Here is a 12788-nt window from a genome sequence, read left to right as displayed (position 1 = left end):
CGCATCGTCCGGACGTTCAGTTAAACAGCGAGCCGACGCCGCCCTGGACGCGTCCGAGCCCCTGCTTGGCCACTGCGTTGCCCGGATCGAGTTGGGCTGCGCGCTGATAGCTCTCCATCGCCTCTTTCTTGCGGTTCGACTTTTCGTAGGCGAGGCCGCGATAGGCCCAGGAGCTGGCGTCCTTGTTGTTGACGTTGAGGGCAGCGTTGTAATCTTCGATCGCCTTGTCGAACTGCTTCGTGGCGATGAGGCTCTGACCGCGGGCGGCGTAGGGTGCCGCGACGAAGGGGTTGCGGTCGATGGCGGCGTCGAAATCGCCGATGGCCTGGGTGTTCTGGCCCTGGCGCTGACGCACGAGGCCGCGCGCATGATAGGCCTCGGCCGATTCCGGCGTCAGTCGGATCGCCTGGTTGAGGTCCGACGTCGCGCCGTCGAGATCGCCCTGCGCGCGCAGAACGTTGGCGCGGCCGATATAGGCGGGGCCGTAGCTCGGATCGGCCGAGATGGCCTTCGAGAAATCGGCGAGGGCCGCATCGTTGCGGCCGGTCTGGCGGTAGGCTAACGCACGATTGTTGTAGGCTGAGGCCGAATTCGGATCGATCTGCACGGCCTTCGAGAAGTCCCCGATGGCGTCGTTGAACTGACCCGAGCGGGCATAGGCCGCACCGCGGGTGACGTAGGCGCCGGCATCGTTCGGGTTGCGCTGGATCACCTCGCTGAGGGAGGCGATATTGACGTTGGTGGCGCCGGTGGCGTCGGTCTCGACCACGGCGAACTGGCGCGTCGCAGCGCCGCCGCCACTATAGGTCTCACATCCGGCCAGCGCAGCCGCGATTGCCACCGCCCCGACCAGACCCGCCTTCGCGCGCGGCATCACAAACGTCATTGCCCCTCTCCCCTCGGGATCGCCATGCCCCCCAAGGCACGCTCCCGTCCGCTGCCATCGGTCATCCCGTCCAACCTCGCGCCTCGAAACGCTTCGGATGCAGGGGAGACGACGAATACCGGCACAGTCTCGCATCGCGGTGAAGACGCGCTTAAAACTCGCCGGCTCACCCGCTGAAGCGGCGCGATGTGGCGAAGGTATGGCCCGATTCCGCGCAGCGCCGCGAACGCCGTCCGGCGGGTCACGGCGAGGACAGGGTGTGTCCGGCAAGACGCAGTTTCGACGCCCTTGCCCATGGTCGCGAGGACTGGCCCGCAATGCCTCGATCGGCAACGTCGGATAGACGTCCGGTGCCCGGATCGTAAATTCGTGATGCATATTTTCGCCCGCCCGGCCTCGAACCGCAGATGAGGCGAAGACTTTCGGATGGCCCTGCCGAAGCGAATGTCGGACTCGGGCCTAAGACCTGCACTGCACCTCCCAACGAGGAGGAAGCCGACGGGGCTTCGCCACGTGCACGGTGGTCGTGAGCGGATCGGCGAGTTGGGCCGGGTCGACGGAACAGGGCCGAGCATGGCGAAGAGACCCTCGCGGCTCTTGCCCTGTTCGACCCGGACCGGTCTGCGTTTATCCGTCCGATACAACCGGCAAGCCCTATCGCGACTTAATTTCCTGCTGGATATCGGTGAGTGCACGTTCCGAATGTTCGGCCAGAATACCCTTGACGGATACGGGCGTCGCTGCCCACGCAACCGCCGCCAGGAACACCATCGCCGCAATCGCATAGGCGAACGTTTCCATGATTCCGAGCCAGCCCAACAGCAACGGGACAAGGCTGATGACGAATGCAGCTCCAACATTCTTCGATATGTACAATATCGATACGAAGCAAATAAACCCGAGCGCGATGGGCTTAGCGAATGCGACAATTGTCCGTTCCACGACGAGGCCTTTCACATTGATTGTATTTATTGGCGCGCTCATCTGTAATGAGCCCTGAAATTCAGCTTCCAGCGGCCACGAAAAGAATATACAATTGTTCCGTTAAATGTCTGTAAATCAAAGTGTATCCGATCAGAGAGCCGTAGATTCACACAAGATAAAATGAGGTGGAGACAAATTCCATACCAATATGTACCTACCAACGACTCCGATCCCGCTAGCGTCCCAGTCATCGTCAGGGTCGGATATAATGGCACCAAGATGATGGACCCGTTAATAACATGAGCGACCCGAATTTTCTACCCGGCCGATCAGATCCATGACCTATTACGGCGGTCAGCTTACGTCATTACGGATCGCCCCATCGGGCATCCATTACCGAACCCACCGGACATATCTCGATCTCGACCAATTATCAGACATAAAAAAATCGGCTAATAACGACGTATCGACATATATATCTTCGTAAGCCTGATCTAAAGCATCGAATGTCACTGGCTTGCACTTCTATCTGAAGTTGAAACTCGCATCATCACCGATTTTGACGGCAGCACGGTCACTATGCTCGTCTAGTGTTTCTTCATGTCTCACGAATTGCAGACCAAACGACTGCAGTAACGTAAGGCAAAGTGCTGTTTAATTATCAAACTCCAGCCGATTCTCCGGCCACCTCATGAGAAGTGGAACGAGCTTTACAGAAAATGACTTGCTTTATGATGCCGGCAACAGAACAACGAGCGCGTTACGCCACCCGCAATACCGGCATCGATCGGCGAGGGTCAATGTGCGAGAGTTGTCTCTGCGTCCCAAAATCTTGGTTCGGGGTACCGGCGCGGCACACTCACCGTCATCGCACATCTCGACCAAACCATATGTCCGGCACCGCTTGAGCAGTCGAACCCAGCACATCGCACGGAAACCAACCCCTCCATCGGCAGTTGCGCGATCGGATGATGATCAAGGGATCGCGCACTCAGCGTAAGCGCGACGAGATGCACGGGTTCGCACGTGAGTCCGGTCGCTGGCGGTGAGTTCCGAGCGAAAACCGTCTAGAGTTGTGTGTTTCCACCCCCTCGAAGGTGCTGACGGCTGTCGAAACGACGAAGCACGTCGAGCCCGTACGCGCCTTCGAATTCTTGCGAAACACCGCGTTGAAGAGTCTCGGCATCATCGGCCGGTCCATTCCCCACGAGGCGTTTTCGGCCAGCCGACCGGCCTTCCTTTCAGCGCACATGAACTCGCTTCTGACCGAAGGCAGTCCCGTCAGCGTCGAGGGCGATCCGCGATGCCCGCCTGGACCGCCTCTATCGCTGGCTGACATCGGCCTCCAACGACAGCACGACCATCAACGTCATGATGCACGCGTGCGGCTTCACCGACACCCCCAGCTTCAACAAGGCTTTCAGGCAGCGGTTCGGCATGTCGGCGAAGGATGTCCAAGCCCTTCGGCGGGGCTAATTCGTCCTCACACCGCCGGAATCACCCGCGTGACATGGCCCATCTTGCGGCCCGGCCGGGACTCGCCCTTGCCGTAGAGATGCAGATGGGCGCCCGGCTCGGCGAGGAGCGCCTGCCATTCCCCCACGTCGTCGCCGATGAGGTTCTGCATCTCCACCGAGGCGCTGGCGACGCGCGAGGCATCGCCCAGCGGCCATGCGCAGACGGCGCGCACGTGCTGAGCGAATTGCGACGTCACTGCCCCCTCGATGGTCCAGTGCCCGGAATTGTGCACCCGCGGAGCGATCTCGTTGACGATCAGGTGTTCGCCGGTCTCGTCGCGCACGAGGAACATCTCGACGGCGAGGATCCCGACATAGTCCAGCGCATCGGCGATCCGCCTGGCGATTCCCACGGCGGTGCGGGCGGTCTCGTCGGACAGGTTCGGTGCCGGTACGCGGGTGAGCGCCAGGATATGGTCGCGGTGCTTATTCTCGCAGAGATCGAACGCGGCGAAGCTCCCATCGGCGGAACGGGCTGCCACCACCGAAACCTCGCGCTCGAACGGCACGAACCCTTCGAGGATGAGCGGCGCGCCGCCGAACTCGGCGAAGATCGCGTTGCGGTCGCCTTCCTCGGCGGTCCGGATGATGCGCTGGCCCTTGCCGTCATAGCCGAAGCGACGGGTCTTCAACACCGCCGGCAGGCCGATCGCCTCCAGGGCGCGGGCGAGGTCGTCCGGCGTATCGATCTGCCGGAACGGTGCGGTGGGAATGCCGAGGCCGTTGATGAAGGTCTTCTCGGACAGCCGGTCCTGTGTCGTCGAGAGGGCGTCGGCGCTCGGGCGCAGGGGTGCGTGGCGCGCCAGCAGATCGGCGGTCTGACGCGGAATGTTCTCGAATTCGTAGGTCACGACGTCGACGCTCCGCGCGAAGCGGGCCAGCGCATCGGCATCGTCATAGGCGGCGCAGGTCGTCTCGGCCGCCACGTCGAAGGCCGGGCTCTCGGCGTCGGGGGCGTAAACATGGACCTTGAGGCCGTAATTGGCGGCCGCCAGCGCGATCATGCGGCCGAGCTGGCCGCCACCGATGATGCCGAGGATGGAGCCGGGCGCGAGGGAGATGTCGGTCACGGAAGCTGTGTCTCCGGCCTTTCGGCCACGGATGCGGTCTGCGCCGCACGCCACGCATCGAGGCGCTCGGCGAGGGCAGTGTCGGTGAGGGCGAGGACGGCAGCGGCCAGGAGAGCCGCATTGACGGCGCCGGCGCGGCCGATGGCGAGGGTGCCGACGGGGATGCCGGCCGGCATCTGGACAATGGAAAGTAGGCTGTCCTGGCCGGACAGGGCCTTCGATTCCACAGGGACGCCGAAGACCGGCAGCGACGTCATGGCGGCGGTCATGCCCGGAAGATGCGCGGCCCCGCCGGCGCCGGCGATGACGACCTTGTACCCGGCCTGCTTCGCGCCCTTGGCGAAGGCGACCAGACGATCCGGCGTGCGATGAGCGGAGACGATGAACGCCTCGTGAGGCACGCGGAGCGCATCGAGGGTATCGGCGGCGTGGTGCATGGTCGCCCAGTCGGACTGGCTTCCCATGATGATCGCGACCGGGGGCGCTCCCGCCATCGTCGTCACTTCCTTCCCGAGACGATCACGGCCGAAGGGTCACGGCGGCGCGATCCCGGGAAGCATCCGGCGACCCGATCTCGCCGCATACGCGTGCGGCCGCCGGCCCGCAAGCTGGCACTCAGGCAATGATGTCGGGCGTGATCTGATCTTCCAGGTAGGAAATCCGGTCTCGCAGGCCGAGTTTGCGCTTCTTGAGGCGCTGCACCTGCAACTGATCGCCGGCAACGCTCAGTTCCAGTGCATCGATGGCTCCGTCGAGGTCCCGGTGCTCCTGCCGGAGCCGCGCCAGTTCCTCGACGAACTCCGCCGTCGCGTTGTCCTCGAACTCACCCGCCATCGCACCTGCAGCCCCGACACGCCTTCCGCGAAACCATGCGGCACACAGGGCCCTGCGGCAAGGCGCCGGCCGAGTTTCCCCTCGAAGAAACCTGGGCCGCCGACCGTGGGCGGCTCCATCGGGAGAAGCGCGTTCCACGGGAGGAAGCCCGGCCACGCCGACTTAACCAATGTTGCGAATCCGGTGAATAGGGTTTCGACAGCCGGCTCATCCTGTGCCAATCTGTCTGAGTCGGAACGATGACAGGAGAACGACTCATGTCGCTGCAGACGCATCTGAGCCAGCTCGCCCTCAAGCACGAAGCCCTCGAGCGGGAAATCCACTCTGCGATTCAGAGCCCCTCGGAGAACGATCTACGGATCGCTGAATTGAAGCGACGCAAACTTCATCTGAAGGACGAGATCAATCGGCTTCGCGCCGAAACGGACTCGGTGCATTAACGCCCGTTCCCACCAATTCCATTTCAAGCACGTTCAACACGCCGCCGCGCCGTCCAGCGCGGCGGTTTTCGTTTGTGTCGCGAAGCGCGCGTCATGAGCTACACTCCCAGGAGAAGCCGGCATCTCTCGACCGGCCGCCCGGGGACAAAACGCTATGCAAGCTGCCTCGACGCATCCCGACCCGGCTCCTCTGCCGAAACCCTATGGCCCGGTCCACGCGGCTTCCCTCGCCGATCCCGAGAGCTTCTGGCTGAAGGTCGCCAAAGCGCTCGACTGGGAGACGGCGCCGTCCCGTGCCTTCGATCCAACGGCCGGCGCCTATGGCCGCTGGTTCCCGAATGCGACGCTGAACGCCTGCCACAATGCCGTCGACAGACACGTGGCGAACGGACGGGGCGGCCAGGCCGCGATCCTGTACGATTCCCCGGTGACCGGCACCAAGCGCACGATCACCTATGCGGATCTCCGCGACGAGGTGGCGACCCTGGCCGGAATCCTCGCGCTGCTCGGCATCGGCAAGGGAGACCGGGTCGTCATCTACATGCCGATGATTCCGGAGGCCCTGTTTGGCATGCTCGCCTGCGCGCGGCTCGGCGCGGTCCATTCGGTCGTGTTCGGCGGTTTCGCCGCCAACGAACTCGCGATCCGCATCGCCGATGCCGCGCCGAAGGTTGTGCTCGCCGCGTCCTGCGGCATCGAGCCGAACCGGGTCGTGGCCTATAAACCGCTGCTCGATGCGGCCATCGCCGCCTCGCTGCACAAGCCGGATGCCTGCCTCATCTTCCAGCGCCCGCAATCCGAGGCGAGCTTGGTGGAGGGGCGGGATCGGGACTGGGCCGAGACCGTGCGTCAGGCGAAGGCCGCCGGGATCGGCGCCGATTGCGTGCCGGTGGCGGCCACCGACCCGCTCTACATCCTCTACACCTCGGGCACGACCGGAAAGCCGAAGGGCGTGATCCGCGATACCGGCGGCTACTGCGTCGCGCTCAGCTGGTCGATGCCCAACCTCTACGACGTGAAGCCCGGCGAAGTGTATTTCTGCGCCTCCGACATCGGCTGGGTGGTGGGCCATTCCTACATCGTCTACGCGCCGCTGCTGCATGGCTGCACCACCATCCTCTACGAGGGCAAACCGGTGGGAACGCCGGATGCCGGGGCGCTCTGGCGCGTCGTCGCGGAGTATGGCGTCGCCTGCCTGTTCACGGCACCGACGGCTTTGCGCGCGATCAAGAAGGACGATCCGCGCGCCGACCTCGTCTCGTCCTACGATCTCTCGGGATTCCGCTCGCTGTTCCTCGCCGGAGAGCGGGCCGATCCGGATTCCGTGGCCTGGGCCGAGCGCGCGCTGGATCGGCCGGTGATCGACCATTGGTGGCAGACCGAGACCGGCTGGGCCATTGCCGGCAATCCGGTGGGTATCGGCATGCTCCCGGTCAAGCACGGCAGCGCCTGCGTGCCGATGCCGGGCTACGACCTCGCCGTACTCGACGAGGCCGGCAAGCCGCTGCCGACGGATACGATGGGCACGATCGCCCTGCGGCTACCGCTGCCGCCCGGCTGCCTGCCGACCCTGTGGGGATCGGACGAGCGCTTTCGCCAGAGCTACCTCACGACCTATCCCGGCTGGTACGACACGTCGGATGCCGGCATCGTCGATGCGGACGGCTACGTCACCGTGCTGGGGCGGACCGACGACATCATCAACGTCGCCGGCCACCGGCTCTCCACCGGCGGGATGGAAGCGGTGCTGGCCGCCCATCCCGACGTCGCCGAATGCGCCGTCATCGGCATCCGCGACGCCTTGAAGGGCGAGCAGCCCTGCGGCTTCGTGGTACTGAAATCCGGCGTCGCCCGCGACACCGCCGAGATCGAGCGCGAACTCGTCGCCTCGATCCGAGACCGCATCGGCCCGGTCGCTGCGTTCAAGCTGGCTCTCACGGTGGCGCGCCTGCCCAAGACCCGCTCGGGGAAGATCCTGCGCGGGACGATGAAGAAGATCGCCGACGGCGAGGCCTGGACCACCCCGCCCACCATCGACGATGCGGCCGTACTGGACGAGATCGGCGAGAGCCTGAAGGGGAGGGGGATCGGGAGTTGAGTTTACCTTGCGCCCCACCCCTTCCGCGGATGGGGTAAGCGCCAGCGAAATCCGATCCGGGGGCCAGCCGAAGAAGACGCGCAGCGCCATATTTCCGGTGCCGCCGAGGGAGAACCACCGACGCGGCGAGCCCTGTGCCGGGTTCCAGACCACCCTCCGCTGCCGCTCCGGCTGTCCGGAAAGGGGGCGGGAAACGCGGATGCGGCCTGTCCATCCCTGGCGCGGGGACCACGGTTGCTCCATCTAGGCTTTCAGCCGAAGATCGGAGCCCGCACATGACCGCACGCCTGTTCGAGCCCCTGTCCCTCGATGGCCTGACGCTTCCCAACCGCATCATCGTGGCGCCGATGTGCCAGTACTCGGCCCATGCCGGGCAGGCGAGCGACTGGCACGTGATGCATCTCGGGCAGCTCGCCATGTCGGGCGCCGGCCTGCTGATCCTCGAAGCCACCGCGATCTCTCCGGAGGCCAGGATCTCGCCCACCGATCTCGGGCTCTGGTCGGACGAGACGGAACTCGCGCTCGGCCGGGTGCTCGACGCGGTCCGTCTTCACGCGCCGACCCCTATCGCGATCCAGATCAATCATGCGGGCCGCAAGGCATCGAGCCGGGCGCCCTGGGATGGCGGATCGCAGATCGATCCCGAAGCGCCAGAAGGCTGGCGCACCGAGGCGCCTTCGTCCATCGCCCATAGCGAAGGCGAGGTGGCACCCCATGCCCTTGATGCCGAGGGACTGAAGCGCATCCGCGACGGGTTCGTCGCCACCGCGCGTCGGGCCCTCAATCTCGATATCGACGGGTTCGAGCTGCACGGCGCTCACGGCTACCTCCTGCACCAGTTCCTCTCGCCGCTCTCCAACCACCGCACGGACGCTTATGGCGGCAGCCTGGAGAACCGGATGCGTTTTCCCCTCGAATGTTTCGAAGCCGTCCGCGAGGTGGTGCCGGCCGGCAAGCCCGTCTGGATGCGGGTCTCGGCCACCGATTGGGTCGAGGGAGGCTGGACCCTCGACGAGACGGTGGAGCTGGCGCACGCGCTCAAGCGACGGGGATCGGCGGCCATCCACGTCTCCACCGGCGGGCTCTCGACCAGTCAGGAGATCCCGCTCGCGCCCGGCTATCAGGTACCCTTCGCCGAACGGGTGAAGGCCGAGACCGGGCTCACCACCATTGCGGTCGGACTCATCACAGAAGCGGCGCAGGCGGAAGCGATCCTCGCCGAGGGCAGGGCCGACGCCGTCTCCCTCGCCCGTGCCATGCTCTACGATCCGCGCTGGCCCTGGCATGCGGCGGCGGAACTCGGCGCGCAGGTCACGGCGCCGAAGCAATACTGGCGCTCGCAGCCGCGTCAGTTCAAGACGCTGTTCCGCGACACCCAGTTCGGACAAAGATGATGCAAGTCGGGCAACGATGATGGAAGACGACGTCACCACGATCACCGTGCAGCGTGTCCGCTACGATGAGGAGAACGGCATCTCCCTCGTCTCGGGCGCCGACGACGAGGAGGAGCCGGCGGGTTACTTCATCATCCAGATCGAGAAGGGCGACCCGGACGGGCCGCTTGTCGAGATCTTCGGCGAGGATCTCACTCAATCCGACGGAGTGACGGCTCTGGAGATCGGGATCCGCCACCTGCTCTTCACGTTCGAGCCGACGAGCACGATCGGCTCGGAGATGCCGATGGTGCGGATCGAGTCGATGACCGAGATCGCCGAGATCGCGAAATCGAAACTCAGGATCGCCTTCGGAAAGCGGGCGCGGCTAGCCTGAGACGGCCGCTCCTACTTCGCCACCGCCCCCACCAGCGGCCCCAGCGGCCGACTGATGTCCGAGCGGTTGATCCCCGGCGCGTAGAGGCTCGAGACGCTACCGTCGAGGAACAGGGCGTTGGCGCAGCCGAGCGTGTCCTTGAACAGCCGGGCGAAGGAACCGAAGGTGACGGGGCGCTCGGATATGGCGAAGACCGCGGTGCGGCCGTCATCCCGGACGCCGACGCCGTTGCGGATCTTCTGGCTCGGCCCGTCGGTGGAGATCTTCGGGTGGATCTTGCCGTCGATGACCAGCATCGGCCCCGATTGCGTGGCGAAATCCGGCTTGATCTTCTGGCGGAGGTAGCGGGCGGTCTCGGCGACACCCGCTCGCTCACCCTTCACGTAGAAGATGCCGTTGGGTTTGAGGTGGAAATTGCCCGGTCCGTTGGCGGTGGAGACGCCCTTCATCTCGCGCCCTTCCTCCACATAGAGACCAACGGGCGCCTGCCCCTTGTCGTACATCCCGCCATTCATGGCGAAGCTGAGCTTCGGCCCGACCTTCTCGCCGAGGGTCGAGAGCGACGAGTAGGGCAGCCCGTCGGCACCGAGCCAGAACACACGTACCCGCTCGCGGCGCAGATCCACCGTGCAGACCGTGAACGTCTCGCCTTCGGACTGGATCGCCTTGCAGGGTGACATCGCCACGGGCACGGCCCGAGCCGCCATCGACAACGGCCCCAGCGCGGCCGCGATCACGAACAGCGTGGCTCCGGCGAGAAGACGGGCGCGGCGCGTTGACATCATCGTTTGGTCCCGGGCGGAGAAACGGCCTGCCAATCTTCGCTGGCAAGGCGGCGCGGGCTGTCCTGACCCGAAACGAGCGCCTTTTTCAAGCGCTGCCCTCCGTACCGGTCACCCACCTGTGATCGCATCCACCGGCGCGGGACAAAATGCTGCATGAACCGTTTGTCGGGCCAGCGCGTTCTTCAACAACTGGGGACATACAACCTGTCTTTGGAGACAAAGAGATGAAACGCATTGTTCTGGCAGCGACCGCAATGGTCGGCGCGCTGGCGATGATACCCGCGACGGCCGAGGCCCGTGGTGGCTGGGGTGGCCATGGCGGATGGGGCGGTCATGGCGGATGGGGTGGCCACGGCGGCGGATTCGCCCGCGGCGGCGGGTTTGGCGTCTATCGCGGCGGCTTCCGTAGCGCTGGCTTCGGTGGATACCGCGGCGGCTACGGCGGCTATCGTGGCGGTTGGGGACGCGGCTACGGGCGTGGCTACGGCTACGGCCTCGGTGGTCTGGGCCTCGGCGTCGGTCTTGGCTTGGCTGCCGGCGGCCTTTATGGTGGATATGGCGGCTACGGATACCCGGCCTATGGCTACGGTTACGCACCGGCGGCCTATGGTGGGTACGGCGGATATGGTGGCGGATGCTACACCGTCCCGCGTACCCGTTGGACCCCTTACGGACCCCGTCGCGTACTGATCGAACGCTGCTACTGAGCCGGCCAGTCGGCAATTGGTCATAGACAGACGGAAGGGACCGCCTCGGCGGTCCCTTTTCTGTTCGGTTTCAGTTTCGCAACGCCCTATCGTCGGCTCTGCTCGTCCCGTCGCATCGGCATGGCATCGATGATGGCGAACAGGCGCGACGTCGGGATCGGCCCCGCTTCCGACAGCTTCGCCTCCCCGTCCTTGCCGACCAGCACGACGCGGAACTGACTGGCTGAAATGCCGAACCCTTTGCGTATCCGCACAGCCTCCGGGGCGTCGCCGATCGCTTCGATGATCACGAGATCGCGTTCCGCGAAATCCGCTATCCTCGCTCTTGCTTCGCGTCTCTGAACCTCGATCTGCGGATCACTGCGCTCCGGCGCGGCGATGACGAGAACACGCGACTTCCAGCGATAGACGGCGAGAGAATCGTCGGCGGAAGCCTGAGACGCCGAGCCGGCCAGGCTCGCGGCCGCGACAAGGAGGACAAGGAGGAAAGGGGGGATCATCGAGGCACTCCGATCGTTGAATTGTGAGTGGGGCTCAAGAGAAACAACGCCGCTCGGCCCGGCCTGTGCCTTGGGCTCGCCCATGCCGTTCGACGCACCGGGACGCCGCCGGAATGCCTCACTCACATTTTTCTCGAATCGCCGAGCATCCTCTCGGCGGTCCCGTCCTCTCGAACGGAGCGTCAGACCATGGTCGCCGTCAATCGCCGCATCGTCCTCGCCTCCCGCCCGCATGGCGAGCCGACGGAAGCGCATTTCCGCCTCGAGGAGAGCCGCATTCCGACACCGGGCGAGGGAGAGATACTGTTACGCAACCGCATCCTCTCGCTCGACCCCTACATGCGCGGGCGGATGAGCGCGGCCAAGTCCTATGCCGAGCCTGTCGCCATCGGTGAGACCATGGTCGGCGCCACCGTGTCCGACGTGGTCGCCTCGCACCATCCGGATTACCGCGAAGGCGAGGTGGTCACCGGCTTCGGCGGCTGGCAGGATTTCGCCGTCTCCAACGGCAAGGGATTGCGCAAGCTCGATCCGGCTGCCGCCCCGGTCAGTACGTCGCTTGGCGTACTCGGGATGCCTGGCATGACCGCCTATACCGGTCTTCTCAGCATCGGACGGCCCAAGGCCGGTGAAACCGTGGTGGTGGCAGCCGCCGCCGGCCCGGTGGGCTCTCTCGTCGGCCAGATCGCCAAGCTGAAGGGCGCCCGCGCCGTCGGCATCGCCGGTGGGCCGGAGAAATGCGCTTACCTCACCGACGTTCTCGGCTTCGACGCGGCCGTCGATCATCGCACGGACGACCTTCCCGGCGCGCTGGCCGCGGCCTGCCCGGAGGGGATCGACGTCTATTTCGAGAATGTCGGCGGCGCGGTGTTCGACGCGGTGCTTCCGCTCCTCAACGATTTCGCCCGCATCCCGGTCTGTGGCCTCGTCTCCGGCTACAGCCTCACAGAATTGCCGCCCGGGCCGGACCGCAGCCCGGTCCTCATGCGCAACATCCTCACCAAGCGCCTGACCCTGCGCGGCTTCATCGTCTGGGATTTCGCCGATCAGGAGGAGGAATTCCTCGGCGAGGTCGGAACCTGGCTGAGAGAGGGCAGGGTCAAGCACAGGGAGGACATCGTCGAGGGTCTGGACGCTGCACCGGAAGCGTTCATCGGGCTCCTGAAGGGACGGAATTTCGGCAAGATGCTGGTGCGGATCGCGTGAGTGCAAAACTCGCGATCCTTGCGTGCCAAATCGAACAAAGATAGAACATTC

13 protein-coding genes and 1 pseudogene are annotated in these 12788 nt (G+C 65.0%); 7 read left to right on the top strand and 7 right to left on the bottom strand.

Annotated elements, in window-relative coordinates; translation table 11 throughout:
• Positions 1-16: 16 nt before the first annotated feature.
• Together ACFQ4G_RS11485 and ACFQ4G_RS11480 are read right to left on the bottom strand one after the other, a co-directional pair.
• Complete coding sequence (locus ACFQ4G_RS11485; RefSeq protein WP_238206381.1) at positions 17-886, bottom strand: tetratricopeptide repeat protein; 870 nt, start codon at positions 884-886, stop codon at positions 17-19.
• A gap of 654 nt (positions 887-1540) precedes the next feature.
• Positions 1541-1870, bottom strand: a complete 330-nt coding sequence (locus ACFQ4G_RS11480; RefSeq protein ID WP_238206379.1) for a hypothetical protein — start codon at positions 1868-1870, stop codon at positions 1541-1543.
• A gap of 1233 nt (positions 1871-3103) precedes the next feature.
• Between ACFQ4G_RS11480 and ACFQ4G_RS11475 the strand changes: the two are divergent.
• Positions 3104-3286, top strand: a pseudogene (locus tag ACFQ4G_RS11475) (helix-turn-helix domain-containing protein); the annotation flags it as partial.
• A gap of 7 nt (positions 3287-3293) precedes the next feature.
• On the opposite strand, the gene ACFQ4G_RS11470 reads toward ACFQ4G_RS11475, so the two are convergent.
• The 3 genes from ACFQ4G_RS11470 to ACFQ4G_RS11460 form a co-directional block, all read right to left on the bottom strand.
• Entirely contained in the window at positions 3294-4397 is a 1104-nt protein-coding gene (locus ACFQ4G_RS11470; protein ID WP_238206377.1) for a 5-(carboxyamino)imidazole ribonucleotide synthase, read from the bottom strand.
• Positions 4394-4891 carry a 5-(carboxyamino)imidazole ribonucleotide mutase gene (gene purE, locus ACFQ4G_RS11465; protein ID WP_238206375.1) on the bottom strand — a complete coding sequence of 166 codons (498 nt, stop codon included), beginning with the start codon at positions 4889-4891 and terminating at the stop codon, positions 4394-4396. The genes ACFQ4G_RS11470 and purE overlap by 4 nt, the downstream gene beginning before the upstream one ends.
• 121 nt (positions 4892-5012) lie before the next feature.
• Positions 5013-5231, bottom strand: a complete 219-nt coding sequence (locus tag ACFQ4G_RS11460) for a YdcH family protein (RefSeq protein ID WP_019903302.1) — start codon at positions 5229-5231, stop codon at positions 5013-5015.
• A 257-nt stretch (positions 5232-5488) separates the two neighbouring features.
• Here ACFQ4G_RS11460 and ACFQ4G_RS11455 point away from each other — a divergent pair, with 257 nt between their 5' ends.
• The 4 genes from ACFQ4G_RS11455 to ACFQ4G_RS11440 all read left to right on the top strand — a co-directional run bounded on the left by ACFQ4G_RS11455 (position 5489) and on the right by ACFQ4G_RS11440 (position 9539).
• On the top strand, positions 5489-5671 hold the full coding sequence (locus tag ACFQ4G_RS11455) for a YdcH family protein (protein ID WP_018042998.1): 183 nt from the start codon (positions 5489-5491) through the stop codon (positions 5669-5671).
• 154 nt (positions 5672-5825) lie between these two features.
• Positions 5826-7769: a propionyl-CoA synthetase gene (locus ACFQ4G_RS11450; protein WP_238206374.1), complete on the top strand. Its 1944-nt coding sequence runs from the start codon at positions 5826-5828 to the stop codon at positions 7767-7769.
• A 275-nt stretch (positions 7770-8044) separates the two neighbouring features.
• Complete coding sequence (locus tag ACFQ4G_RS11445) at positions 8045-9163, top strand: NADH:flavin oxidoreductase/NADH oxidase (protein WP_238206372.1); 1119 nt, start codon at positions 8045-8047, stop codon at positions 9161-9163.
• Positions 9164-9179: 16 nt separating this feature from the next.
• Positions 9180-9539: a hypothetical protein gene (locus tag ACFQ4G_RS11440; RefSeq protein WP_238206370.1), complete on the top strand. Its 360-nt coding sequence runs from the start codon at positions 9180-9182 to the stop codon at positions 9537-9539.
• Between the two features lie 11 nt (positions 9540-9550).
• On the opposite strand, the gene ACFQ4G_RS11435 is transcribed toward ACFQ4G_RS11440, so the two are convergent.
• Entirely contained in the window at positions 9551-10324 is a 774-nt protein-coding gene (locus ACFQ4G_RS11435; RefSeq protein WP_379040216.1) for a phosphodiester glycosidase family protein, read from the bottom strand.
• Positions 10325-10548: 224 nt separating this feature from the next.
• Between ACFQ4G_RS11435 and ACFQ4G_RS11430 the strand changes: the two genes are divergently transcribed.
• Positions 10549-11031: a hypothetical protein gene (locus ACFQ4G_RS11430; protein WP_238206368.1), complete on the top strand. Its 483-nt coding sequence runs from the start codon at positions 10549-10551 to the stop codon at positions 11029-11031.
• Between the two features lie 86 nt (positions 11032-11117).
• Here ACFQ4G_RS11430 and ACFQ4G_RS11425 read toward each other — a convergent pair whose 3' ends face one another.
• Positions 11118-11615 carry a DUF4174 domain-containing protein gene (locus tag ACFQ4G_RS11425; protein ID WP_238206367.1) on the bottom strand — a complete coding sequence of 166 codons (498 nt, stop codon included), beginning with the start codon at positions 11613-11615 and terminating at the stop codon, positions 11118-11120.
• 105 nt (positions 11616-11720) lie between these two features.
• Here ACFQ4G_RS11425 and ACFQ4G_RS11420 point away from each other — a divergent pair, with 105 nt between their 5' ends.
• The gene (locus ACFQ4G_RS11420) at positions 11721-12737 is read left to right on the top strand and encodes an NADP-dependent oxidoreductase (protein WP_238206366.1); all 1017 of its coding nucleotides are present in this window, start codon (positions 11721-11723) and stop codon (positions 12735-12737) included.
• The last annotated feature ends 51 nt before the right edge of the window (positions 12738-12788 follow it).

The organism is Methylobacterium marchantiae, from assembly GCF_042679825.1.
Classification (GTDB): Bacteria; Pseudomonadota; Alphaproteobacteria; order Rhizobiales; family Beijerinckiaceae; genus Methylobacterium; species Methylobacterium marchantiae.
This window is presented reverse-complemented; position numbering and strand designations above follow the sequence as displayed.

Excerpts from the sequence above, each read along its gene's own strand:
- ACFQ4G_RS11420 (WP_238206366.1), top strand. The coding sequence starts at position 11,721 with ATGGTCGCCGTCAATCGCCGCATCGTCCTCGCCTCCCGCCCGCATGGC.
- ACFQ4G_RS11450 (WP_238206374.1), top strand. The coding sequence starts at position 5,826 with ATGCAAGCTGCCTCGACGCATCCCGACCCGGCTCCTCTGCCGAAACCC.
- ACFQ4G_RS11435 (WP_379040216.1), bottom strand. The coding sequence starts at position 10,324 with ATGATGTCAACGCGCCGCGCCCGTCTTCTCGCCGGAGCCACGCTGTTC.
- ACFQ4G_RS11485 (WP_238206381.1), bottom strand. The coding sequence starts at position 886 with ATGACGTTTGTGATGCCGCGCGCGAAGGCGGGTCTGGTCGGGGCGGTG.
- ACFQ4G_RS11480 (WP_238206379.1), bottom strand. The coding sequence starts at position 1,870 with ATGAGCGCGCCAATAAATACAATCAATGTGAAAGGCCTCGTCGTGGAA.
- ACFQ4G_RS11440 (WP_238206370.1), top strand. The coding sequence starts at position 9,180 with ATGATGGAAGACGACGTCACCACGATCACCGTGCAGCGTGTCCGCTAC.
- ACFQ4G_RS11430 (WP_238206368.1), top strand. The coding sequence starts at position 10,549 with ATGAAACGCATTGTTCTGGCAGCGACCGCAATGGTCGGCGCGCTGGCG.
- ACFQ4G_RS11445 (WP_238206372.1), top strand. The coding sequence starts at position 8,045 with ATGACCGCACGCCTGTTCGAGCCCCTGTCCCTCGATGGCCTGACGCTT.
- ACFQ4G_RS11460 (WP_019903302.1), bottom strand. The coding sequence starts at position 5,231 with ATGGCGGGTGAGTTCGAGGACAACGCGACGGCGGAGTTCGTCGAGGAA.
- ACFQ4G_RS11455 (WP_018042998.1), top strand. The coding sequence starts at position 5,489 with ATGTCGCTGCAGACGCATCTGAGCCAGCTCGCCCTCAAGCACGAAGCC.
- ACFQ4G_RS11425 (WP_238206367.1), bottom strand. The coding sequence starts at position 11,615 with ATGGGCGAGCCCAAGGCACAGGCCGGGCCGAGCGGCGTTGTTTCTCTT.
- purE (WP_238206375.1), bottom strand. The coding sequence starts at position 4,891 with ATGGCGGGAGCGCCCCCGGTCGCGATCATCATGGGAAGCCAGTCCGAC.